At 65.5% G+C, this 24,327-nt stretch carries 21 protein-coding genes; 8 read left to right on the top strand and 13 right to left on the bottom strand.

What is annotated here, in order from left to right; genetic code table 11:
- Nucleotides 1-109: 109 nt before the first annotated feature.
- From BDOA9_RS12225 to BDOA9_RS12240, 4 genes are all read right to left on the bottom strand, one after another.
- On the bottom strand, nt 110-1,420 hold the full coding sequence (locus BDOA9_RS12225; RefSeq protein WP_025034220.1) for an HlyD family type I secretion periplasmic adaptor subunit: 1,311 nt from the start codon (nt 1,418-1,420) through the stop codon (nt 110-112).
- Nucleotides 1,417-3,333 (bottom strand): type I secretion system permease/ATPase, encoded by a 1,917-nt coding sequence (locus BDOA9_RS12230; protein WP_025034221.1) that lies wholly within the window; start codon nt 3,331-3,333, stop codon nt 1,417-1,419. Before BDOA9_RS12230 ends, BDOA9_RS12225 begins: the two co-directional genes overlap by 4 nt.
- 77 nt (nt 3,334-3,410) lie before the next feature.
- The gene (locus BDOA9_RS12235) at nt 3,411-6,935 is read right to left on the bottom strand and encodes a DUF5801 repeats-in-toxin domain-containing protein (RefSeq protein WP_152033244.1); all 3,525 of its coding nucleotides are present in this window, start codon (nt 6,933-6,935) and stop codon (nt 3,411-3,413) included.
- A gap of 41 nt (nt 6,936-6,976) precedes the next feature.
- Entirely contained in the window at nt 6,977-7,267 is a 291-nt protein-coding gene (locus BDOA9_RS12240) for a hypothetical protein (RefSeq protein ID WP_152033245.1), read from the bottom strand.
- Between the two features lie 675 nt (nt 7,268-7,942).
- Here BDOA9_RS12240 and BDOA9_RS12245 point away from each other — a divergent pair.
- The 8 genes from BDOA9_RS12245 to BDOA9_RS38795 all read left to right on the top strand — a co-directional run bounded on the left by BDOA9_RS12245 (nt 7,943) and on the right by BDOA9_RS38795 (nt 14,252).
- Nucleotides 7,943-9,109: a cytochrome P450 gene (locus BDOA9_RS12245; RefSeq protein ID WP_025034224.1), complete on the top strand. Its 1,167-nt coding sequence runs from the start codon at nt 7,943-7,945 to the stop codon at nt 9,107-9,109.
- Nucleotides 9,110-9,479: 370 nt separating this feature from the next.
- A complete protein-coding gene (locus BDOA9_RS12250; RefSeq protein ID WP_025034225.1) occupies nt 9,480-10,430 on the top strand; it encodes a sulfonate ABC transporter substrate-binding protein in 951 nt (316 codons plus the stop codon).
- A 2-nt stretch (nt 10,431-10,432) separates the two neighbouring features.
- Entirely contained in the window at nt 10,433-10,555 is a 123-nt protein-coding gene (locus BDOA9_RS39880; RefSeq protein WP_256375392.1) for a hypothetical protein, read from the top strand.
- A 9-nt stretch (nt 10,556-10,564) separates the two neighbouring features.
- On the top strand, nt 10,565-11,728 hold the full coding sequence (ssuD, locus tag BDOA9_RS12255) for an FMNH2-dependent alkanesulfonate monooxygenase (protein WP_025034226.1): 1,164 nt from the start codon (nt 10,565-10,567) through the stop codon (nt 11,726-11,728).
- Nucleotides 11,725-12,531 (top strand): aliphatic sulfonate ABC transporter permease SsuC, encoded by an 807-nt coding sequence (gene ssuC, locus BDOA9_RS12260; protein ID WP_025034227.1) that lies wholly within the window; start codon nt 11,725-11,727, stop codon nt 12,529-12,531. Before ssuD ends, ssuC begins: the two co-directional genes overlap by 4 nt.
- A gap of 20 nt (nt 12,532-12,551) precedes the next feature.
- Nucleotides 12,552-13,388, top strand: a complete 837-nt coding sequence (locus tag BDOA9_RS12265) for an ATP-binding cassette domain-containing protein (RefSeq protein ID WP_025034228.1) — start codon at nt 12,552-12,554, stop codon at nt 13,386-13,388.
- A 31-nt stretch (nt 13,389-13,419) separates the two neighbouring features.
- Nucleotides 13,420-14,001: a flavin reductase family protein gene (locus tag BDOA9_RS12270; RefSeq protein ID WP_025034229.1), complete on the top strand. Its 582-nt coding sequence runs from the start codon at nt 13,420-13,422 to the stop codon at nt 13,999-14,001.
- A 95-nt stretch (nt 14,002-14,096) separates the two neighbouring features.
- Nucleotides 14,097-14,252 (top strand): hypothetical protein, encoded by a 156-nt coding sequence (locus tag BDOA9_RS38795; RefSeq protein WP_025034230.1) that lies wholly within the window; start codon nt 14,097-14,099, stop codon nt 14,250-14,252.
- Nucleotides 14,253-14,372: 120 nt separating this feature from the next.
- Here the strand turns inward: BDOA9_RS38795 and BDOA9_RS12275 are convergent, their stop codons facing one another.
- The 9 genes from BDOA9_RS12275 to BDOA9_RS12315 all read right to left on the bottom strand — a co-directional run bounded on the left by BDOA9_RS12275 (nt 14,373) and on the right by BDOA9_RS12315 (nt 24,088).
- Nucleotides 14,373-15,521, bottom strand: coding sequence for a M20 family metallopeptidase (locus BDOA9_RS12275; protein ID WP_025034231.1), 1,149 nt, complete (start codon nt 15,519-15,521; stop codon nt 14,373-14,375).
- Between the two features lie 263 nt (nt 15,522-15,784).
- On the bottom strand, nt 15,785-17,170 hold the full coding sequence (gene flbD / locus BDOA9_RS12280; protein WP_025034232.1) for a sigma-54-dependent transcriptional regulator FlbD: 1,386 nt from the start codon (nt 17,168-17,170) through the stop codon (nt 15,785-15,787).
- 33 nt (nt 17,171-17,203) lie between these two features.
- Nucleotides 17,204-17,554 (bottom strand): flagellar motor switch protein FliN, encoded by a 351-nt coding sequence (fliN, locus tag BDOA9_RS12285; RefSeq protein WP_025034233.1) that lies wholly within the window; start codon nt 17,552-17,554, stop codon nt 17,204-17,206.
- Between the two features lie 3 nt (nt 17,555-17,557).
- Nucleotides 17,558-18,181, bottom strand: a complete 624-nt coding sequence (locus BDOA9_RS12290; protein ID WP_025034234.1) for a FliH/SctL family protein — start codon at nt 18,179-18,181, stop codon at nt 17,558-17,560.
- Nucleotides 18,181-19,278, bottom strand: a complete 1,098-nt coding sequence (gene fliG, locus BDOA9_RS12295) for a flagellar motor switch protein FliG (RefSeq protein ID WP_025034235.1) — start codon at nt 19,276-19,278, stop codon at nt 18,181-18,183. Before fliG ends, BDOA9_RS12290 begins: the two co-directional genes overlap by 1 nt.
- A 29-nt stretch (nt 19,279-19,307) precedes the next feature.
- Nucleotides 19,308-20,918, bottom strand: a complete 1,611-nt coding sequence (gene fliF, locus BDOA9_RS12300; RefSeq protein WP_025034236.1) for a flagellar basal-body MS-ring/collar protein FliF — start codon at nt 20,916-20,918, stop codon at nt 19,308-19,310.
- A gap of 181 nt (nt 20,919-21,099) precedes the next feature.
- Nucleotides 21,100-21,375, bottom strand: coding sequence for a CtrA inhibitor SciP (gene sciP, locus BDOA9_RS12305; protein ID WP_002714638.1), 276 nt, complete (start codon nt 21,373-21,375; stop codon nt 21,100-21,102).
- Nucleotides 21,376-21,747: 372 nt separating this feature from the next.
- The gene (locus BDOA9_RS12310) at nt 21,748-22,452 is read right to left on the bottom strand and encodes a flagellar hook assembly protein FlgD (RefSeq protein ID WP_025034237.1); all 705 of its coding nucleotides are present in this window, start codon (nt 22,450-22,452) and stop codon (nt 21,748-21,750) included.
- A gap of 13 nt (nt 22,453-22,465) precedes the next feature.
- Nucleotides 22,466-24,088 carry a flagellar hook-length control protein FliK gene (locus tag BDOA9_RS12315; RefSeq protein ID WP_025034238.1) on the bottom strand — a complete coding sequence of 541 codons (1,623 nt, stop codon included), beginning with the start codon at nt 24,086-24,088 and terminating at the stop codon, nt 22,466-22,468.
- Nucleotides 24,089-24,327: the final 239 nt, after the last annotated feature.

A 24,327-nucleotide genomic window follows, 5' to 3' on the forward strand; every position in this document is an offset into this window, starting at 1 on the left:
GCGGCGGTTCCCGGTCCGACCGATCGCGCATTGGCTTGATGGGGACATCGATGTCTCGTCGACTGGCATCCCATATGTGATCTCTGCATTTGAAACCGCCGGGCTCGCGCTAGCGTTCGCGCCAGGCGCGCATCAACTGATCGGACAGCGGCTTGACGAGGTACGACATCACCGTACGCTGGCCGGTCTGTATGAAGGCTTCGACCGGCATGCCGGCGATCAGCTTCAGGTCGCCCATGCGAGCGATCTCCGTCTCCGGAACGACGATGCGGGCCACATAGAAGCTCGTCGTGCTCTTTTGGTCGACCGCCACGTCAGCGGACACCTGGCTCACTTCGCCGTTGAGTTGGGGTGTGGTGCGCTGGTTGAAGGCCGTAAAGCGCAACAGCACCGGCTGGCCGACCGACAGACGATCGATCTCATGCGGGGGAATCCGCACCTCGACGACGAGCGCGTCGTGCGTGGGGACGATGAGCATGATCTGCTCGCCAGCGCTGATGACGCCGCCGACGGTGTGCAGCGCCAATTGATGCACGGTGCCGTCCTGCGGCGCGCGAATATCGATGCGTTTGAGCTGGTCCTCGGCCGCCACTCGTTTCTCCACCAGTTCCGAGGTCTTGGCCCGGATCTCGGCGAGATCCTTTCCGACTTCGGTGCGCAGGTCCTGGTCGATCTGCATGATTTGCAGCGTGGTCTCGGTGATCCGCCCTCTGGCTTCGGCGATTGCCGCGAGCAGAGCGCCGCGTTCGCCATGCAGGCGCACCGCGTCGCGCTCCAGCGTTGTCAGGCGCGTGATCTGAACCAGGTTCTTTCGCCAAAGTTCGCGCACGCCCAGAAGCTCCTGGTCGATGAAGGTGGTTTCGCGGTCTTTCGCCTGGATCTGCTCGTCGAGCCCGCGGATCTGCTCGCGGAGCTGGCCGATGCGCTCGTTGAGCTGCGCCTTCTTGCCGGCGCGCGCGGCGCGGCGCAACTCGAACAGCTTGCGCTCGCCGACGATCAGTCGATCGACGTCCGGATCGCCGGCGCGCGCAGTGAGGTCCGCGGGAAAGTCGAGCCAATCCTGACCGTCGCGCTCCGCCTCGAGCCGCGCCCGGCGCGCCGCCTGTTCGTCAAGACTCTTCACGACGATCAGGAGATTGGCCCGCGTCACCGTCTCGTCGAGGCGCACGATCACATCGCCGGCTTTCACCCGGGCGCCCTCGCGGACGTTGAGTTCACCGACCACGCCGCCGCTCGGGTGCTGCACCTTCTTGGTGTAGCTGTCGACCACCAGCGTGCCGGAGCCAATGACGGCGCCGGCCAATTCCGTGGTCGCCGCCCAGCCGCCGACGCCGCCGGCAAGAATGACGACTCCCGCGAGACCGGCGCGCAGGTGCTGGCGGATCGCGTGCGGGACCTGATTCACGGGCTCGCGGTTCAAGAGTTCGCTCCTTCGGCCACGACCTTGAGCGGCACCGCCGGCCGCGGCTGCATCATCTTGGCCAGCAGCGCGTCCTTGGGTCCGAACGCCTGCACGCGCCCCTCGGCCATCACGATCAATTGATCCACGCCGGCGAGTGCGCTGGTGCGATGCGCGACGACGATGACGATGCCGCCTCGCGCACGCACGCCGAGAATGGCTTGCGTCAGGGCCTGGTCGCCCTCGGCGTCGAGATTGGAGTTGGGCTCGTCGAGCACCACCAGGAAGGGATCGCGGTAGAGCGCACGGGCGAGCGCGATGCGCTGCCGCTGTCCGGCAGAGAGCGCCGCGCCGCCTTCGCCGATCGGGGTGTCGTAGCCGTTCGGCAATCGCAGCACCATCTCGTGCACGCCGGCCGCCCGCGCGGCGGCGATCGTCGCCTCGGCATCGGGGGCGGGCTCGAAGCGGTTGATATTCTGCGCCACCGTGCCGGCGAACAGCTCGACGTCCTGCGGCAGATAGCCGATATGGCGGCCGAGCGCCTCGGAACTCCACTGTTCGAGCGCGGCGCAGTCCAGCCGCACCTTGCCGCGTGCCGCTCCCCATACGCCGACGACGGCACGCACCAGCGACGACTTGCCCGATGCGCTCGGGCCGACGATGCCGACCCCCTGGCCCGGGTTCAACGCGAAGGATGCTTCCTGGACCACGACGGTCTGTTCGCCCGGCGGCACCACGGAGACGGCCTCGACCGTGAGGGCCTTGCACGGCGGCGGCAACGGCGTCTTCTCCTCCTCGCCCGGGAGTTGCGCCCATTGCTGCTGCAGACGTTTCCAGCTCTGACGGGCCGCGATCAGGCTCTTCCAGTGCGCGATGGCAAGCTCGATCGGCGCGAGCGCGCGCGAGGAGAGGATGGCGCCGGCAATGATGATGCCGGCGGTCGCCTCCTGGATGATGACGAGATAGCCGCCGACGCCGAGCACCGCCGATTGCAGCACCATGCGCAGCACCTTGGATGCGGAGCCGAAGCCACCGGCGATGTCGGCAGCGCGCCGTTGGGCGAACATGCAGCTGTCATTGACGCTCACCCAGCGCGCGGCAAGACGCCCGCGCATGCCCATCGCCTGCAATACCTCGGCATTCCGGCGGCTCGCCTCGGCGAGTGCGTTGCGTTGCGCGATCTGGCCGGTGATTTCCTTGGTGTGCGCGCGCGTCAAGCGATCGGTGAGAAGCGTCAGGCAAACCAGCATCACCGAGCCGATCGATGCCGTGAGCCCGAGCAGCGGATGAAACAGGAAGCAGATCGTGAGGTAGAACGGAATCCACGGCAGGTCGAACAGCGCGGTCGGGCCGAGCCCGGAGAGATAGCTGCGCACCTGGTCGAGGTCGCGCACCGGCTGCAGCCCGTCGCCGCTTGTGCGCGCCCGCAGCGGCCAGCGCGCGACGATGTCGTAGGCGCGCGCCGAAAATGCGCGGTCGAGCCACTCGCCGATGCGGACAAGGACGCGCCCGCGCAGAATGTCGAGGAAGGCCTGGAACACATAGAGGGCGCCGACCAGCGCGGCGAGGCCGATCAGCGTCGGCACGCTGCGACTCGGTACCACGCGGTCGTAGACCTCGAGCATGAAGAACGAGCCCGTCAGATACAGCACGTTCAACATGGCGGTGATCAGGCCGAGCCCGACCAGCACGCTGCGACAGGCCTGCAGCGGTGAGGACACGTGCTGCGCCCGAGGTGGCTCGTTGTGTTGCGCAGCTGCCGCCGTGCGCCGCCGCTTCCAGAGCAGCCTGATCAAGATGAAGGCCGCCACGGCGAACAGGCCGACGCGTATGGTGAGGCTCGTCAGCTCGTCCGGAGAGCCGAGAACCTCGCCGCACCAGGCGGCAGCAGACCGGGAAAAATGGCCGCACCAGGCGGTGACACTATCCGGCATCGGATCTACTCCAGGCCCATGCGACCCAACAGGTGCCGGCTGCACGCCAAAGCGACGTGCAGCCGGCGGCTTGCGGTTCAGACGTTGATGACGCCGTCGTGGTTTCCGTCGATCTTGACGGAGAACGTGCTGGAAGCCGTATCCCCGTCGGCATCGGCGATCTGGACGGTGAAGTCGAGCTTCTCGTCGGGCGCCGGCTGCGACTGGATCAGGCTGAACCCGCCGATATCGAAGGTGTTGTTGTCGTTGCCGGTAATGCCGTCGGTGGCGCTGATGTTCTCGATCAGGACGCGGTCATGGGTGGTTCCGCTCGTCGTCCACTGCACCTTGTCGCCGGTGCTCAGCCCGGTGATGATCAAGTTGCCGTCGGCGTCGATCGAGGCGGTCGGCGTAAACTGCGTGTTGCCTGTTTTGACGACGAAGTCGGTGAGCGAGTATGACGTGATGGCGATGTGGGTGTCGTTGGTGAGCCCATCGACGAAATTCACCCCCGGCTCCGCGGCGGTGTTGAAGGCCGAGATCTTGACGGTGACGGGGCCGACACCCGGGTTGGTCTGGTTGACGGTGAAGGACGCGCTGGTCGCATTGAAGACGTTCTGGAAGTCGATGTTGGCTTCGACGTCGGCCTCGTTCTGGTCCAGGTTGGGCACGAGGAAGTTCGTGTTCGTGCCCGTGACGTAGGTGATGTACGCACCTTCACCCGGATTGATCTGGTTGCCGTTGACACCGAACGAGGTGGTGCTGCCGGCCTGGCTGATATTGAGCACGTCCTTGGTCGTGATGTTGCCGCCCTGAGATTGGTTCAGCGGATCATGTCCAATCACAACGATCTGGGTCGAGGTTGGATCGCCGAAGGTCATGAAGAGATTGCTGCCGGAGGGCGCCCCCGCAAAGCTGAAGCTGATCTCCGCGGGCGGAGGATTCTGCAGGACGTCGAAGGTGTAGTTGCCGCCGGACACGGTCAGCTTGAAGAAGTCAATGTCGCCTGCGGTGTGTGTGCCGCTGCCGTCGACGTCCTTGTAGTAGGTGGCGACAGTATTGCTGTTCGAGAGGTCCCGGAGCAGCGTCGTCTGCGAGACCGTGCCATCCAGTATCGTCAGGCTCGCCGGCGAGCTCGTGATACTGTAGGTGGCAGGGTCATCCGCTCCGACCACTGCGTTCAGCGTCTTGGTTACGGTGGCGAGGGCGGCGAAATCCACCTGTCCATCGGCAATGGGCCCGATGGTCGGCGCATCGTCCTGGAACTGCACGGCATCGCCGATGCCGGTCGAGCTCGCCGCCGTGTCGCCGTCGCCGTCGGTGACCGTCACCACCGCCAGCAGCGCGCTGTCGGTGATCGAGATCGCCTCATCCGTATTGGCCGGGTTCGGATGCTTCAGCGAGGCGTATTGCGCCACGCTGACGACGCCGGTCGTGCTGTCGATCGCCACCGCGAAGGCCGCGGCTCCGGCGGCTCCGCCGATGCGGCCGACCACCAGGCTGCCTTCCTTGAACAGGAAGATGCTGGTGCCGCCGGTCGTGTCGAGGCCGGAATCCACGCCTGCGGAAGACACCGCCAGCGAGAACGCGATCGTCCCGCCCTCCTGGTCCGCGCCGAGCGAGCTTCCGGTCGAGCTCACGACGGGGGACGCGTCCTGCGCATAACCGGTCGGGCTGAGATCGGTGCTCTTATTGGCGACGCCGGCGAACAGGGCGACAACACCTGCCGCGGTTGTGTCGTCGGCATCCGTGTCGACACCTGCGGTCTCGTCATGCGCCACCGTCGCGGCGGTCTGGACGATTCCCGCCGTCGGCCCGTCGTCCTGGAACTGCACGGCATCGCCGATGCCGGTCGAACTCGTCGCCTTATCGCCGTCGCCGTCGGTGACGGTCACCACCGCCAGCAGCGCGCCGTCGGTGATGCTAATCGCCTCATCGTGGCTGGCGCCGCCTGTCGGGTGCTTCAGCGAGGCGTACTGCGCCACGCTGACGACGCCGGTCGAGCTGTTGATCGCCACCGCGAAGGCCGCGGCGCCGGTGTCACCGCCGATGCGGCCGACCACCAGGTTGCCTTCCTTGAACAGGAAGATGCTGGTGCCGCCAGTCGTGTCGAGGCCGGAATCCACCCCCGCGGCGGACACCGCCAGCGAGAACACCGTCGTTCCGCCCACCGAGTCGGTGCCATACGAGCTTCCGGTCGCGCTCACGACAGCCGTCGCGTCCTGCGCATAACCGGTCGGGCTGAGGTCGCCGCTGACGTTGGCGACGCCCGCAAACAGCGCCACCACGCCTGCCGCGGTGGTGTCATCGGCATCGCCCTGATTGCCCGCGGTCTCGTCGTGGGCCACGGTCGGCGCGCCCTGCACGATCGCCGCCGTCGGCCCGTCATCCTCGAAATGGATGGCCGTGCCGACCACGGTGCTCGAGGCGTTGGCGCTGCTCAAGCTGAAGCCGCCGATGTCGAAAGTGTTGTTGTCGTTGCCGGTAATGCCGTCGGTGGCGCTGATGTTCTCGATCAGGACGCGGTCATGGGTTCCGCTCGTGGTCCACTGCACCTTGTCCCCGGTGCTCAGCCCGGTGATAATCAGGTCACCGTTGGCGTCGATCGTAGCGGCCGGAGTAAATGACTTATTGCCCGACTTGACGAAGAAGTCGGTGAGCGAGAACGACGTGATGGCGACGTGCGTGTCGTTGGTGAGCCCGTCGACGAAGTTCACTCCGGTTTCCACGGCGGTGTTGAAGGCCGAGATCTTGACGGTGACGGGTCCGATGCCCGGGTTGGTCTGGTTGACGGTGAAGGACGCGCTGGTCGCATTGAAGACGTTCTGGAAGTCGATGTTGGCTTCGACATCGGCCTCGTTCTGGTCCAGATTGGGCACCAGGAAGTTCGTATTCGCGCCAGTGACATAGGTGATGTAAGCCCCTTCGCCCGGGTTGATCTGGTTGCCGTTGACGCCAAACGAGGTGGTGCTGCCGGCCTGGCTGATATTGAGCACGTCCTTGCTCGTGATGTTTCCGCCCTCGGATTGATTGAGCGGGTCCTTGCCTATCACCACGATCTGGGTGGAGTTCGGATCGCCGAAGGTCATGAAGAGATTGCTGCCGGACGGTGCTCCGGCGAAGCCGAAATTGATCACTTCGCTGACCGCGACCTTGAGATGGCTGCCCAGGTCGAGGGAGTCATCGGGGTTGGTTCCATCCGGATGCTCCAGCGCCTCGTACTGGACGCTCCAGATCTTGGCGCCGGTCGCGGTCTGCTCGAGATAGACCGCGAAGACGATCACATTCGCAGCCGTCTTGCCGACCACGATGTTGTCGTTGGTGGGATCCGCGAAAAGAAAGACCTCCTCGCCGTCATTGGTGAAGAGACCGCTGGTGTCACCGTCGAGCGCGCCGCCTGTCGAATCGGTGAAGGCGAGGTTGCCGATGGCGCCCGTGACGCCGCTGATGGTGATGACGTCGCCGCTGCTGACCGCGTGGTTGATCTCCGTCCCCGGAGCGCCCAGTGCGGCCAGCCGAGTTGAAAACTCGCTCGGGAGCGTCGTGTTGGTATCGTCATTCTGCAGGCCAGTGGTTTCGTCGAGGATAACGGTCGTGCCGGTAAGAGTGACTGAAAGTGCCATGATATCCATCCTCCAAAATGACTATGCGTGAGGTATGCACTTCAGAAATTCCACGCGCAGGATCGTCGGCGATCCACCGCGTTTGCCGTGGAAGCCGTGCCTGAGATGTCGGTGACCAGCGAGAGCGTGGCTCCGCTGGCAAAACCGACGATCATGTCGTCGCGTTCTGCGTATTGCGGAAAGCCCGTGTCGGGGCTGGTGTTGAGGCCGTTGAGAAAGGCGAGCAGCGTTGCATCGGCCGAGAGCGCTACGACCTCGTTATCGGTGCTGCCGGTTGAAGGTACGCGGAATTCCTCGTCGATGACGAGGTTGCCGGAAATATTGAGAGCCATCGATTCCTCCAAGGATAGATGGATCGAAATTCTTCCAAAGAATTTCCCATCGCCTGGAGGAGGCGCACGCATCACGCAACCAAACAGAAATTCATCGTCTCTCTTCAGACGAGAGATCGAGTTTGCAACGCAGTCGGAAGCGCGCACCGCCTCGAGCGGCGATCACACCTTGCAGATTGGATATTTCCTGAAGCAAGCAGCGGATTCAAACATGACCGCCTCCTCAAACAACAACTGAACTTACTCTGAAGCCCTCTCAATCAATCAGGGCCAACTCAGTTCAAGTGCCTCTAGGTTCGCAATTTGAATGCTTGTCGAGTATGCAATCTTGAAGAAGGTAAAAACGTAGACCCGTCGTTAACGTTTGTAAATAGCATTGCAATGTCGCCTGCTCACGACGCCGGCGTCGCGGCGCTTCTGATGATGGTCAGGTCCAACTCCCCCGACGCCGAGCCGACACTACTCGAACGCGCTTCGTTGGATTGGCACACGCATAGAAAGTCAGCTAGTAAGCGTTCATCTGCTTCGCTGTCGGGCGTGCGCCCGAGCTGTCGTACCCGCGCGCAGCGGGCTCGTGAATGCGTGTCCCGGGATCGTCTGTCCCTATCGCTGGGGACAGACGCCGGTGCCGGATTTCGCTAGCTTGGAGCAAACGCAAATCCAGGGGAGGTCGCCTTGAGCACGGCGCCGCGCATCGACATCGACCCGGCCGCCTTCTGGGCCGATCCCTATCCGATGCTCGCGAAGATGCGGAAAGAGGCGCCGATCTCGTTCGTGCCGCAGCTCGGTTCGACCCTGCTGACGAACCGTGACGACATCTCGATCTCGGAGAAGCAGATCGACGTGTTCTCCTCGCACCAGCCTGCCGGCCTGATGAACCGGCTGATGGGCCACAACATGATGCGCAAGGACGGCGAGGCGCATCTCGTCGAACGCCGCGCGATGTTTCCGACGATCTCGCCGAGGACAGTCAAGGCGCACTGGACCGCCCAGTTCCAGGCCCATGCGGACCTCATCATCGCTTCGCTCGAGCCGGGCCGGATCGATCTCATGCGCGATTTCGCACTGCCGTTCTCCGGCGAATGCCTGAAGTCGATCACCGGCCTCACCAATATCGGCTTCCAGGACATGGATGCGTGGTCGCAGGGCATGATCGAGGGCATCGCCAATTATGCCGGCGACCCCGCGGTCGAGGCGCGCTGCCATGCGGCAACCGCGGGCATCGACGCCGCGATTGACGACATCCTGCCAGTGATGCGCAAGAACCCGGACCAAAGCATTCTCGGCGTGCTCCTCGCTTCGGGCATGGCCATGGAGAGCATACGCGCGAATGTAAAACTCGCGATATCGGGCGGCCAGAACGAGCCGCGCAAGGCGATCGCCGGCACGGTCTGGGCGCTGCTGACCCATCCCGAGCAGCTCGATCTGGTCCTGCGCGGCGAGGTGTCATGGCTGCAGGCCTTCGAGGAATATGCCCGCTGGATCTCGCCGATCGGCATGTCGCCGCGCCGCATCGCCAAGCCGTGGACCATCCGCGACGTGTCGTTCGAGACGGACGAACGCGTGTTCCTGATGTTCGGCTCCGCCAACCGCGACGAGGCGCATTTCGAGCGCGCCGCTCAGTTCGATGTGCGTCGCGACACCTCCAAGAGTGTCGCCTTCGGCGCCGGCCCGCATTTCTGCGCCGGCGCCTTCGCCTCGCGCGCCATGATCGCCGACGTCGCGCTGCCGACCTTGTTCGCGCGCGCTTCGCGCATCGAGCTCGCCGAGGACGAGGAGGTGCGGATCGGCGGCTGGGCCTTCCGCGGGCTGCAGAATCTGCCGGTGAGATGGCGACGATAGGCCGGTAAGGGCCTCTGACCCGAGCGCTGCGATGGTGCCATTCTGCCCCTGTTTTGCCCGACGAGTCAAATTCACTTCGGATAATACGTAAGTCACTGTTTTCGCGAGCCCCGGCTACTGTGCATGGGGTTGTTTTTCGACTTTCCATTTTCCGGTGGTCCGGGCTCGCCCCAATCTGCGGATCGCTCACATTCGCGTGCAGAAAAATTCCATCCTCATTCGCTGCGCCGCTCGAAAGATTAATCACGCGCGCAGCATGCATCGCAGTGCTGGCATCGCTATTTTCCCTGACGTCTCGACACGTCCGACATCGCGCCCCATCATTCCGCAAATGCGAACGATGACGGCCGCGCGCGGCCCGGAGTGTCAAATGCAGCGTCGAGATTTTCTCAAACTGTCGGTTGGAACTGCGGCCGCCGCTGCGTTCGCATCGCCTGCGATCGCGCAAGGCGCGGTGAAGGAAATTCGTGTCGGCTATCAGAAGACCGGCGTGCTGGTCATCACGCGGCAGCAGGCTGCGCTGGAAAAACATTTCGCAGCCTCAGGTATCGAGGTGAAGTGGATCGAGTTCTCCTCGGGGCCGCCGATGATGGAGGCGATGAATGTCGGCAGCGTCGATTTCGGCGCGGTCGGCGATTCCCCGCCGGTGTTTGCCCAGGCTGCGGGTGCGGCGATCGTCTACGCCGCCGGCCAGCCCATCACCAACGGCCAGGGCATCCTCGTCCCGAAGGATTCGCCGATCCGCGACATCGCCGACCTCAAGGGCAAGCGCATCGGCTTCACCAAGGGCTCCAGCGCCCACAACGTCGTGGTGCAGACGCTGGAGAAGGCCGGCCTCACTTATGCCGACATCACGCCGGTCTATTTGACGCCGCCGGACGCCGGCCCCGCCTTCGCCAATGGCAGCATCGAGGCCTGGGCGATCTGGGATCCTTACTTTGCGATCGGCGAGACCAAGCAGAACGGCCGCATCCTGATCAATGCGCGCGAGGTCACCAAGACCAATTCCTTCTACATCGCCAACCGCGAGTTCGCGAAGAACCATGGCACCATCCTGCAGCAGATCGTCGAGGTGACGACCGCGGCCGGCAAATGGGCCGAGCAGCACCGCGACGAGGTCGCCAGATCGCTCGCCGCGATCACCGGCGTCCCGCTCGATATCCAGACCGTCGCCGCCAACCGCGCGAACTTCGTGGTCGGCCCGGTCACCGACGAGATCGTCGCGACCCAGCAGGGCGTTGCCGACCGCTTCTACAAGCTCGGCCTGATCCCGAAGCCGATTCAAATCCGCGACATCGTCTGGCGCAACCCGGCAGCCTGACCGTGCCGACCGATCTTCCCATCCACAAAGGTCTGAACATGAAGCGCATCGCTCAACGCGTGATCGCAGCCATCGTGCTGTCGATCGGCATCGTCGCGGCCGCCGTCGGCACGACTTACGGCTAGGGGCAATCCATGAGCCAATCCAACGCCAACATCCTCTGGTTCCTGCCGACCCACGGTGACGGCCGCTATCTCGGCACCGGCATCGGCGGGCGCGAGGTCAACTTCAACTATCTGCGCCAGATCGCGCAGGCCGCCGATCAGCTCGGCTATTTCGGCGTGCTGCTGCCGACCGGGCGGTCCTGCGAGGATTCCTGGATCGTCGCGTCCTCAGTCGCGCCGTTCACCGAGCGGCTGCGCTATCTCGTGGCGGTCCGCCCGGGCCTGCAATCGCCCAGCGTCGCCGCGCGCATGACGGCAACGCTCGATCGCATCAGCAATGGCCGGCTGCTCGTCAACGTCGTCACCGGCGGCGATCCCGTGGAGAACAAGGGCGACGGCGTCTTTCTCGGCCACGACGAGCGCTACGAGGTCACCCGTGAGTTCCTGAACGTCTACAGCGACCTGCTCGCCGGCAAGACGGTGAATGTCGAGGGCAAGCACATCCATGTCGAGGGCGGCAAGCTGCTGTTTCCCCCCGTGCAGTCGCCGCGCCCGCCGCTCTATTTCGGCGGCTCCTCGGATGCCGGCATCGACGTCGCGGTCGACACCGTCGACAAATATCTCACTTGGGGCGAGCCGCCGGCGCAGGTCGCCGAAAAGATCGCGAAGGTGAGGGAGATCGCTGCGGCGCGCGGTCGAAAGCTCTCCTTCGGCATCCGCCTGCACGTGATTGTCCGCAAGACCAATGAAGAAGCCTGGCGCGATGCGAACGAGCTGATCAGGCATGTCAGCGACGACACCATCGCGCTGGCCCAGAAGAACTTCGCCCGCATGGACTCGGTCGGCCAGCAGCGCATGGCGCAGCTCCATGGCGGCAAGCGTGACAAGCTCGAGATCGCGCCGAACCTGTGGGCCGGCGTCGGCCTCGTGCGCGGCGGCGCCGGCACCGCTCTGGTCGGCGACGCCCAGACCGTCGCGGCCCGCATCAAGGAGTATCAGGATCTCGGCATCGATACCTTCATCATGTCCGGCTACCCGCACCTGGAGGAAGCCTATCGCTTCGCCGAGCTGGTGTTCCCGCTGCTCGCGCTGGAGCAGCCGAGCAACGTGACCAAGCTGCATTTCAACGGCGGTCCGTTCGGCGAGACCGTCGGCAGCGATGTCCGTCCGCAGCATCGGGTGTCGCAGTCATGAGCCTGATCGACAGCATCTCGCTTCCGCGCAGCTTCCGCCTGCCGCGCGTCGACGGCCTGATCCAGTGGATCGTGCCGCTCGCCATCATCGCGATCTGGCAGCTCGCGAGCGTCACCGGCTTCGTGCCGACCCGCGTGCTGCCGGCGCCGAGCGACGTCGTGCTCGCGGGCTGGAAGCTGCTGCTCTCCGGCGAGCTCGTCCGCAATATCTGGGTGTCGTTCTGGCGCGCCTCGATCGGCTTTCTGATCGGCGGCAGCATCGGCTTCGCGTTCGGGCTTGCCAACGGCCTGTCGCAGCTTTCGGCGAGGCTCACCGACACCACGCTGCAGATGGTGCGCAACGTGCCGCATCTGGCGCTGATCCCGCTCGTCATCCTCTGGTTCGGCATCGACGAGAGCGCCAAGCTGTTTCTGGTGGCGCTCGGGGTGTTCTTCCCGATCTACCTCAACACGCTGCACGGCATCCGCACCGTCGATCCGCAGCTGATCGAGATGGGCCGCATCTACGGCATGACCGATGGCGAGCTGTTCCGCCGCGTGATCTTCCCGGGCGCGCTGCCCTCGATCTTCGTCGGCATCCGCTTCGCGCTCGGCATCATGTGGCTGACGCTGATCGTCGCCGAGACCATCGCGGCCTCTTCCGGCCTCGGCTACATGGCGATGCAGGCGCGCGAGTTCATGCTGATCGACGTCGTCGTGCTCTCGATCCTGATCTACGCCCTGCTCGGCAAGCTCGCCGACAGCGCCTCCCGCCTGCTGGAGCGTCTGACGCTCTCATGGCACCCCGCCTTCCAGAAACGTTGAGCAAGGATACTGGGCCTCACATGCAGACAGCGCTTCGTACCTCCCTTCCCGAGACCGAGCTCGCCAGCCGCGCCAATTTCGCCCCACATGCCCGCGTGGTGCGCGAGGATGGTCCGGTGCAGACCAACGGACTGCCGCTCAGCATCCGGGGCTTGCGCAAATCCTTCGGCGACAACGAGGTGCTGCGCAGCATCGACCTGCATATCCCTGCCGGCCAGTTCGTTGCGATCGTCGGCAAAAGCGGTTGCGGCAAGAGCACGCTGCTGAGGCTGATCGCCGGCCTGGACAAGATCGACGCCGGCAGCATCAGCTTCGGGCAGGATATTCAGCCCGAGGACATCCGCGTGATGTTCCAGGAGCCGCGGCTGTTGCCCTGGGCCCGCGTGCTCGCCAATGTCGAGGTCGGGCTCGGCCGCGATCGTGCCTCGACCGATGCGCATGCCCGCGCCGAGAAGGCGTTGATCGAGGTCGGCCTCGCCGACAAGCGCGACCAATGGCCTTCGGTTCTGTCAGGGGGCCAGAAGCAGCGCGTCGCGCTCGGCCGTGCGCTGGTCTCCCGCCCGCGCGTGCTCGCCTTCGACGAGCCGCTCGGCGCGCTGGATGCGCTGACCCGCATCTCGATGCAGCGCCTGCTGGAGCGGGTCTGGCGCGACCAGGGCTTCACCGCGATCCTGGTGACCCACGACGTTGCCGAGGCGGTCGCGCTGGCCGACCGTGTGCTTGTCATCGAGGAAGGCCGCATCGCCCATGACGTTACGGTTAACGCCGCCCGGCCGCGCCAGCGCGGCTCGGCCGAGCTTGCCGGGCTGGAAGGCTCGATTCTGAGCCATCTTTTGTCGGCGGACGATCGTACCTAAATAGAGGGAACCCCATTTCGGGGACCATGCCATGAATGTAGTGCCCCGCGATCTCATGACCGAAATCCCCGTCTCGTCCGCCGATTTCCGCGGCGCCATGCGCCACCTCACCGGCGGCGTCAGCGTCATCACCGTCGGGAGGGGCAAGGACATCACCGGCATGACCGTGACCTCGGTGACCTCGCTGTCGGTCGAGCCGCCGACGCTGCTGGTCAGCATCAACCGCGATGCCTCCTCGTTTCCGCTGATCCGGCGCCACGGCGCCTTCGGCGTGAACATCCTCAATGCCGACCAGCTCGAGGTCGCCGAGCGCTTTGCCGGCAAGGGCGGGCTGAAGGGCGCGGATCGCTTCGCAGGCAGCCAATGGGTGACGGCCACCTCGGGCGTTCCGCTCCTGGTCGGCGCGCTCTCGGCGTTCGACTGCGAGGTCGAGGAGATCGTGGAGCGGCATTCGCACGGTATCGTCATCGGTCGCGTCAGGAACATCAGGAGTTCGGCCCGCACCGCCGCGCTGGCCTATTGGCACGGCCAATATCTGGCGGTCGACGAGGACGAAGACGCGGCACGGCTCGCGGAGGTCAGCGTTCCCGGACGAAGCCGCCGCGGCATCTGAACGCCCGTCCTGTCGGTGCAGAGGCTGGCCTTTTCCGCCGCATCGCTCTAGAAGCGGCCAGAGCTGTCCCGCCGGGACGGCAGCGGAGCGGAACGATGAAGCGCGTTGCGACCTGGGCCTTCTACGCCATCGGTGCGCTCGCGATCGCCTATCTCGCGCTCTACGCCTACGCGATGTTCTCGGGATCTCCGATCGTGCCGGGCGATCCCATCCACATCTTCCGCAAGCCGGATGCGCCGAGCTATTCGTGAGGCGCGGGAGGTCTCGTAGGGTGGGCAAAGGCGCACTTGCGCCGTGCCCACCATCTCTCCAAGACAGCAACAGGATTGGTGGGCACGCTTCGCTTTGCCCACCCTACGATTTCTCCGAACTCAACCCCGCAGAATCGCCAGCGCCAGCGCCTGTGCGCGCGGCACGATGCTGTCGATCTCCAGATATTCCTCCGGCGTGTGCGCGAGCCCGCCGACCGGGCCGAGGCCGCAGATGGTCGGCGTGCCAACGGCGGCGGTGAAGCCGGAATCGGCGCAGCCGCCCGAGAACTCGCCCTGCAGCGTGGTGAGGCCAACCTGCCTTGCGGCCGCCTGATAGCCTTCGAACAGCGCCTTCGAGTCCGCGCTCTGCACCACCGGCACGAACTCGCCCTTGATCGACAGCGTCGCGCTGGTGCCGGGCACGTAAGGCGTCGCGACGATCTTTTCGATCGCAGCCATGATCCGCGCGCGATCGGCCGGATCGACATAGCGCAGGTCGATCTGCCCTTCCGCGTAAGGTGCCGTCGTATTGACGGACTGCCCGCCCGAGACCAGGCCGACATTGAGCGTGATGCCCTTGTCGAGATCGGTGAGCGCGTGGATATGGACGATCTTGTGCGCGAGCTCGCCGATGGCGCTGACGCCGGCGGCGAAATTGGCGCCGGAATGCGCAGCCTTGCCGGTGATGGCCATGTGCATGAAGATGCCGCCCTTGCGCCCGGTGACGACGTTGCCCGTGGGCCGGCCCGGCTCGGAATTGAACACCGCGCGCGCGGCGCGGCCCTCGCGCTCGATCACCGGGCGCGAGGAGGGCGAACCGATCTCCTCGTCGGAGGTGATCAGCACCTTGATCGGATGCGGTGAGCCGCCGAACTTGTGGAAGGCGGTGGCCACGAACACGTTCATGACGAGGCCGGACTTCATGTCGGCGACACCGGGTCCATAGGCGCGGCCGTCCCGGATCGTGAACGGCCGCCGGCCGGCCTCGCCCTTGCCGAACACGGTGTCGCGATGTCCCATCAACAGCACCGGCTTCTCGTTGCTGCCGGGCTTTGCCACCTCGGCGTGGATCGCGTCGCCGAAGCTGGCGTTGGCCTCGCGCCGGAACGGAATGCCGTGCTCGGCAAAATGCCGCTCGAACCGCGCACCGACCGCATCGACGCCTTCCTTGTCATAGGAGCCGGAATCGATGTTCACGACGTCGCGCAGCAGGTCGATCATCGCCTGCTTCTGCGACGCCAGCCAATCCGTGATTTGAGCTTCAGACATGTGGTTCCTCGCGTGGTTCTCACGCGGGTTATAGGGCGTTGTGGGGGCATGGCCTAGTCGCGTAGCGCGGTCCCGTTATGCGGAGCGCGCTCTCACCGCGTCATTGCGAGCGCAGCGAAGCAATCCAGTCTGTCACCTCGGAGGGATTCTGGATTGCTTCGCTGCGCTCGCAATGACGAGGTGGTGGGACTTGCGCTCGTCTCAAACAAAATGCCCGGGACCAGCCCGGGCACTTGCAGTTGCAACCGGCGCGCTGACGCGGCTCACGCCCCCATCATCGGCATCCGCGGATATTCCCCGGGCGTGCCCGCCGGAGGGATCGGGATGCCGCCGTCGGCATATTCGTTGAGCTTGTTGCGCAGCGTGCGGATCGAGATGCCGAGGATGTTGGCGGCGTGGGTGCGGTTGCCGAGGCAGTGCTTCAGCGTCTCCAGGATCAGGTCGCGCTCGACGTCGGCCACGGTGCGCCCCACCAGCGCGCGCGTCACCTGCTCGGCGGCCATGGTGGCATGCGCCACGGCCGGGGCGGTCTTGGCGAGGTCGAGGCGGTCGCCGTCCGGCGTGATGATGGCGTCGGGTCCGATCTCGTCGCCCTGCGCCATCAGCACCGCGCGGTGCATGGTGTTTTCGAGCTCGCGGACGTTGCCCTGCCAGCGGTTGGCGGAGAGCACGCGACGCGCCTCGGCCGAGAGCGGGCGCAGCGGCACGCCGTTGGCCTCGGCGTATTTCTTCACGAAATGCTGGGCCAGTTCGAGGATGTCGGCGGGACGCTCGCGCAGCGGCGGAATCTTCAGGTTCACGACGTTGAGGCGGAACAGCAGGTCCTCGCGGAACGTGCCTTCGCGCACGGCTTCCGCGAGGTTGCGGTTCGAAGTCGCGATGATGCGGATGTCGACCGGCACCGGCTTTGTGCCGCCGACGCGGTCGATCACGCGCTCCTGGATGGCGCGCAGCAGTTTCGATTGCAGGCGGACGTCCATCTCGGAGATTTCGTCGAGCAGCAGCGTGCCGCCGGTCGCCTCCTCGAACTTGCCGATGCGGCGGGCGACCGCGCCGGTGAAGGCGCCCTTCTCGTGCCCGAACAGCTCGGATTCCAGCAGGTGCTCGGGGATCGCGGCGCAGTTGATCGAGATGAACGGACGCTTGGCCCGGGCCGAGCGGGAGTGAACGTAGCGGGCCAGCACTTCCTTGCCCGTGCCGGATTCGCCGGTGATCATCACCGAGGCGTCCGAGCCGGCGATCTGCTGGGCGAGCTTGATCACCTTCGCCATCGCATCGTCGCGATAGACCAGCTCGCGGGAATCGTTGGCGACGGCGGCCAGCACCGCGGCGATCAGCTCCGGATCCGGCGGCAGCGGGATGTATTCCTTGGCCCCCGCATGGATCGCGGCGACGGCGGCGCGGGCGTCGTTGGTGATGCCGCAGGCGACGATCGGGGCGTGGATGTGCTCGGCTTCCAGCCGCAGCACGAGGTCGCGTATGTCGAGCGCGACGTCGACCAGCAGGAGGTCGGCGCCCTTGCCCCCGCGCAGCACGCGCATCGCCTGCTCGTGATCCTCGGCATGGGTCACGGTGGCGCCGTTCTCCATCGCGATCTTGGTGGCGGTGGTGAGCTGGCCCTTCAATGTGCCAACGATGAGAAGCCGCATGTCAGTCTCCTGTCCGTCTGCTCGCGCGCGCTATCAGCTGCGTTCGGTCTTGATGATTTCGGTCATGGTCACGCCGAGCTTGTCCTCCACCAGGACGACTTCGCCGCGGGCGACCAGCTTGTTGTTGACGTAGATGTCGATGGCCTCGCCGACGCGGCGGTCGAGCTCGAGCACGGTGCCGGGTCCGAGCTTCAGGAGCTCGCCGACGTCCATCTTGGAGCGGCCGAGCACGGCCGAGACCTGCACCGGCACGTCGAACACCGCTTCGAGGTCGGCGGCGGCACGCGCCGCATATTCGTCCTCGTTGTAGCCGATGTCGGTGCCGGCAGGCGGCATCGGGCCGTTGAGATCGGGCAGCGGGACCTGTCCGTCATTGTCGCTCATGGCTTAGCTCCCCCTGCGGGACGCGATATAGCGTCCGACCATGTCGTCGATCTTGGCCGCGATGGCGCCGCGCTCCAGCACGACGCCGCCATCGGCCCATTCGATCCGGCAGTCGCCGGTGGCAATTTCCGGTTCGGCCAGGATCACCAGCCGGCCCTCGAAGCCGCTCTGCTTGGCAAGCCGCTCGATCTTCTCGCGCGCGCTGTCGTAGAGCGCATCGTTGATGCGGACGACGAGATGCGGCGTCGCGACCAGATGCGAGAAGCAGTCCTTGACCAGCGCGATGACCTCGCCGAGCGGCTCGGCGGCGACGAGGTCGGCGCACAGCTTGCGCGCCACCGCGACCGCGACCTCGACCGCCTCGGTCTCCATCTTGGTCTCGATGTTGCCGATGCCGGCGGCGACGCCGCGGATGGCGATGTTGATCTCTTCCATCGCGAGCGCGACGCGGCGGTCGCTCTCGGCCTTGGCCTCGCGCTGGCCGGCGGCAAAGCCGTCCTGATAGGCGCGCGCCTCGGCCTCCGCGACCTTCTGCGCAATCTCGGCCGCGGTCGCGGCCTTCTCGCGCGTCGAGCGCTCGGGCGCCGCGAAGTCGGTATCGAACAGGAATTTTGCCGGAGCGGCCATCAATACACCAGCTCGTCGTCGGCGCGGTTCTTGGTCAGCATGATCTCGCCCTTGGCGGCGAGGTCCTTGGCGAGATTGACCAGCAGCGCCTGGGCTTCGTCGACGTCGCGCAGGCGCACGGGGCCCATCGCCGCCATGTCGTCCTGGAGCATCTTGGCCGCGCGCGAGGACATGTTGCCGAAGAAGAAGTTGCGGACGTCCTCGTTGGCGCTCTTGAGCGCGACGCCGAGCTTGTCCTTGTCGACGTTGCGCATCAAGGTCTGGGCCGAGCCGGAATCGAGCTTCACCAGGTCGTCGAAGGTGAACATCAGCGCCTTGATGCGCTCGGCGGATTCGCGGTTGTCCTCCTCCAGCGAGGTGATGAAGCGGGTTTCGGTCTGGCGGTCGAAATTGTTGAAGATTTCCGCCATCACCTCGTGGGCGTCGCGGCGGCGGGTCTGCGACAGGTTCGACATGAACTCGGTGCGCAGCGTCTTCTCGACGCTCTCGATCACCTCCTTCTGCACCGCCTCCATCTTCAGCATGCGGTTGACGACGTCGAGCGCGAGATCCTCGGGGAAGATGCCGAGAACGCGCGCGGCATGCTCCGGCTTCAGCTTCGACAGCACCACGGCGATGGTCTGCGGATATTCGTTCTTGAGGTAGTTTGCGAGAACCTCTTCCTGCACGTTGGAGAGCTTCTCCCACATGTTGCGCCCCGCAGGGCCGCGGATCTCGTCCATGATGCCGTTGACGCGTTCCGGCGGCAGGTATTGCTGGAGCAGCCGCTCGGTGGCGTCGAAATTGCCCATCAGCGCGCCGGAAGCCGACATGCGCGAGACGAATTCGAGCAGCATGTCCTCGACCGTGTCGACCTCGACGGTGCCGAGCGTCGACATCTCCAGCGAGAGCTGGCGCACCTCGTCGTCGTCGAGCAGGCCCCAGATCTTGCCGCCATATTGCTCGCCCAGTGCCAGCATCAGGATCGCGGCGCGCTTCGGTCCGGGCAGCTGTGCAAGGCTCTTGCCGTCGGCGGCGCGGCTGCCGGCGCGCTGACCGAGCGTGGAGATCACGCTGGTGATGTCGTTCGAATTGGCGTTTTGCAGACTGGCGGCCATGTCAGATCACTTCTTGATTTACTTGGCGGTCACTTGGTCGGCTCGGTGAGCCACTGGCGGATGATCGCGACGGTTTCGTTGGGGTTGCGCTCGGCGAGCTCGCCGACGCGGTGGACGGACTGGGCGTGGACCTGGCCCTGAATGGTGGCGACGTCGATGGCGCTGGCGGCGCCGCTCGGCAGCAGCGGCTGGCCGGCCGGCGCCGGTTCTTCCGAGGCGGCGGGGCCACTCAGCACGCCGGAGATGGCGGCGGCGACCTCGTCGGAGGCGAGGATGCGCTTGACCAGCGGGCGGATCACCAGGAACAGCACGACGAGGCCGAGCAGCATCATCACGCCGAGCTCGACGAAGTACATCACGTCGTCCTTGGTGAACTGCAGCATGCCGAGCAAGCCGCCGGGCTCGCCGATCGGAGCGGTGGAGGGCGCGTCGGCGAAGCGCAAATTGACCACCTCGACCTGGTCGCCGCGCTTCTGGTCGAAGCCGATCGCCGAGCGCACCAAGGCGGCGATGCGGTCGAGCTGCTCCTTGGTACGGTCCTGGTAGGCGAGCTCGCCCTTGTCGTTCTTGGTGTAGATGCCGTCGACCAGCACTGCCACCGAGATGCGGTTGACCCGGCCGGCTTCGGTCACCTCGGTCTTGGTGGTGCGGGAGATCTCGTAATTGTTGGTCTCTTCGATCTTCTTGCTCTGGTCCTTGGCCGTGGCGCCGCTGTTCTGCTGGTTGCCGGGCAGCTCGTTGTTGACGGTGACCTGGCCGTTGTTGTCGGCGGTCATGCTCTGCTCTTCGCGGGTCTGGCTCGAGCGCAACACGCGGCCTTCGGGATCGAACTTGTCCGAGGTCTGGGTGACCTTGTTGAAGTCGAAATCGGCGGAGAGCTGCACGCGGGCGCGACCCGAGCCGACCACGGAGGAGACGATGTCCTCGACCTGCTTGCGCATCCGCTTCTCGAAGGAGATGCGGCGTTCGTCGCCGACCGCCTGCTCCGGATCGGTCGCCGCGCCGTCGGCGAGCAGCTGGCCGGCCTCGTCGACGATCGAGACCCGCTGCGGCTTCAGCCCGTTGACGGCGGAGGCGACGAGGTGGCGGACTGCCCGGATCTGCTGGGCTTCCAGCGCGCCGCGGACGCGCACCACGATCGAGGCCGATGGCTCCGGCGCCTCGCGCGCGAACAGCGGCCGCTCCGGCAGCACCAGATGGACGCGCGCGGCCTGGATGCGGTCGATGGCGCGGATGGTGCGGGCGAGCTCGCCCTCCAGCGCGCGCAGATGATTGATGTTCTGGACGAAAGAGGTGGTGCCGAGCGCGTCCGATTTGTCGAACACCTCGTAGCCGACGCCGCCTCCCTTGGGCAGTCCGCCCTCGGCGAGCTTCATCCGCAGCCGCGTGACCTTGTCCTTGGGCACCATGATGATGGAGCCCTCGTTGCGGATCTCGAACTGGATGCCCTGGCGTTCCAGGTCCTTGATGATGCTGGAGGAATCTTCGACGGACAGGTCCGTGAACAGCGTCGTCATCTGCGGCGTGGTGACGCGCATGATGACGAAGGCGAAGAAGCCGATGAGCGCGGCGGTGACCGCGATCATCGCCCCGAACCGGGCGGCACCGATACTTTTTAAGAAGTCCGCAAGACCTTGCAAGCAACCGCCCCAACAGATTCGGCCGCATTCACTGGAAAGGCCGACTGGGCAATTATTGCCTAGGGGATGGTTTCGATATGGTTAACGAAGGTTAAGAGGTCGGACAAAAGTGCATCATGAAAAAAATCGGCCTCGCAGGGCGAGGCCGATTTTCGTCAAAGACCGCAGATTTCCGGATCGCTTACTGGCGATATTGCTGGATGCGGGTGGTGCGAAGACCCGCCAGACCGTGCTGGTCGATGGAAAACTGCCAGGAGAGGAATTCGTCGACCGTCAGGGTATAACGGCTGCAGGCCTCCTCGAGGGAGAGAAGTCCACCGCGGACGGCGGCGACGACTTCGGCCTTGCGGCGGATGACCCAGCGTTTGGTGCCGGGTGCAGGCAGGTCCGCGATCGTCAACGGACTGCCGTCCGGCCCGATGACGTATTTTACCCTCGGGCGATGGGGTTCTGTCATGGCGTACTCACAAACTCTCAACCACTGAACTCACGCCGTAACCGTAACCCTCGCGGCTTAAAAATCCGCTAAGCCTAAGGGTTCAATACAATTCTCGTTGAATCTTGCGGGAACGCGGCCGGCGCGGCGGGCTGGAGAGGCAATCTCGGCCGGCTGAGCGGGGCAGAAAGTAAATACTTTGCTAACGCCGAACGACTTTTGCGGGCTCGGCGCCAGCCCGGAACTCCGATCCACCTCGCCCGAAGGGAGAGGTCGGATCGCATCTCAAGATGCGATCCGGGTGAGGGGTTGCGGTCTCAATAATAGCTGCGGCCCCTCACCCGGATTGCTGCGCAATCCGACCTCTCCCCGTCGGGGAGAGGTGTTCGGCTATCAATTGCTCGTCGCAATGATGCTCTTCACCTGGCTCAGCGTGTAGCTGGCGCCGTCGATGGTGAGCAGCGGCGGCGACTGGGTCAGGTCGACCGACGACACCACGCCCTGCACCTGCGCGGCGATGCCGACATTGTTGTTCGCGACGTCCTTGCCCGTGGCCGAGATCGTGTACTTGCCGTCGGGCCATTGCGTGCCGTCATTGCCCATGCCGTTCCAGGTGAAGGGAATGTCCGTGCCGGCGGCCGCGGTATATTTTCCGTTGAACACGGTCTGGCCGCTCGAATTGGCGATCGAGATCTCGACGGTGGAGTCGGTCGGCACGTTGAGATGCCAGACAGCCGCCGAGTTGGTCATGGTCGCGGTCGAGCCGTCGACCAGCGCGGTCTTGCCGACGAAGCCCAGCGCCTGGGTCGCCTGCGTGGTCTGCTGCAGGGTCACGAGCTGGGCCAGCGCATCGTTGGTCTTGAGCTGCTGCTCGACGCCGGCGAACTGCACCAGTTGCTGGGTGAACTGGTTGGTGTCGAGCGGATCGAGCGGATTCTGGTTCTGCAGCTGGGTCGTCAGCAGGGTCAGGAAGGTCTGGAAATTGCCGGCGAGCGTCGACCCCGTGGTCGAGCTCATTGACGAATTCGACGAGGATTTCGGAATGTCGGTCGTGCCGGAGACGACCGAGGGCGCCGTGGCGGCATTCGTGGTGGTCATTGCCTGATACTCCTCACACTCTGATATCGACGCCGCTGCTCGGCCCAAACATGCGGCCATAGCCGCGCCCGACGGGCGCTGCGGAAAGGCTGTCGTCCTCGCTGACGATCAGGCGGCGGCCATTGCCGCCATTGTCGTTGTTCTGGCCGGAGTGCTGGCCCGATGAATTCTGGTCGCGCAGGCTGAAGGACAGCCCGTTGCCGCCGGTCTTGAAGCCGGCATCGTCGAGCGCGCGCTGCAATTGCGGCGCGTCCTGGCGCAGCATCTGCAGCGTCTCCGGCTTCTCCACGGTGAGATGCGAGGTGACGTTGCCGGCGCGGTCGATATTGATGCGGACGTCGATCTTGCCGAGCTCGGCGGGATCGAGGCTGATGTCGAACCGCGACTTGCCCGAGCGGATCGCGGCCGCGATCTCGATCGGGATGCCGCTGATTGGAACGGCCGTGTGGGTCGCCGCGGTCGCCGTCAGCGTCGCGGTCGAGGCGGTCGCGGCCGAGGTCGTGTTGGTCAGCGGCGCCTGGACGGCGGAGGCAGCCTGCGCGCTGGTATCGGTCGGAGCGACGGTCGCCTGCGGGCCCGCATGCGCGGTCGTCGCCGGCGTGCCCTGGGCCGGATCGGCGGCGCGGTCGGCGGGCCCCGCCTTGGCGTCGGTCGGGACGCTGTCCGCCTGCGGCTTCAAGCCTTGCGCATGTGCGGCGTTGGCGGCCGGACCCTGCGCCGTGGCGAGGGGCGCCCTGCCGGTGTCCTGGCCGATATTGGAGATGTCGGTCTGTGCCTGCGCCGTGGCGGCGTCCTTGAACGCGGTCTTGGGCGTGCCCTGGCTGACGGCGGCGATCAGTCCGCCATTGGCCTTTGCATCGGTCGAGGTGGTCTCGCTCGTGCCGGCCGCGGCCTCGCCGAGCGTCGTCGTGGTGTCGGCATCGACCTCGGCGCCTGCGGCCTTTGCACTGGCCTTGGCGCTCTTCTCGCTCGTCGTGGCGGTATCGGTCTTGGTGCCGGCGATCTGCGCCGCCGTGGTCGCACTGGCGGCCAGACCCGCTGCGGCGATCGCCAGCGGCGCGGCGGCGGCATCGCCAGCCTGGTTCGCAGCTGCGTTCGGATCGACCGGAACGACCGGCGCGGCCACGATGATTCCAGGGTCGGGCAGGGCGGTCTGCGCCGTATCGGGCGGCGCGGCGGCAGCCGCATCGACGGCGGCCGTGACGACCTCGGTGCCGTCGGTCGCCTCGCCCTCGGTCTCGTCGGATGCATCCGCCGACTTGGCGTCCGCCGTCTCGGACTTGTCTTTGACCTTGCCGGCGTCCCTGGCCGGATCGCTGGACGCTTCGCCCCTGTCGTTCTCCGCCGGCGCGGACGGGTCGGTGTCGTCGCTCGCCTTGCTCTGCGAAGACTGCTCCGTGGACGAGGTGTCGCGCGACGGCCGCTCGGCCGGCGCGGAGGACGAGGTCTGCTCGCTCCGGCGCGGCGCGCTGTCCTGCGCCGGCGCGCTGTTGTCGATCGCCTGCGTGTTGCTGTCGACCAGCGAGCCGAAATCATCTCTCGCCGCCGTGTCCTTCGGGGCTTGCGACCGGGCAGGCTTCTGCTGCGCGCTCTGGATTTGCACGCTTGCCACGACATCCGACATCCGACCGACCACAGGCAACCCCTTGCAAGCAACTTCGGACCAGACGGAGCAAGGAGCGGGCCAGCGTCCAGGATCTGACATTTCTTGAATATAATCAATGTCTTAATGATGTGGGGCCGGTGCCGGGCCGCCGGCCGCGACCCCGCCTTTTCTGCCGCCCCGGCAAGAATTGCCCTAAGCGGGGGACTCGCCTGATTGCTTCACCGGAATGCCGCCTATATTAAAGAGGCTACTCTCAGCCGCTTTCGACT

It is taken from the genome of Bradyrhizobium sp. DOA9 (assembly GCF_000617845.2).
Lineage (GTDB): Bacteria > Pseudomonadota > Alphaproteobacteria > Rhizobiales > Xanthobacteraceae > Bradyrhizobium.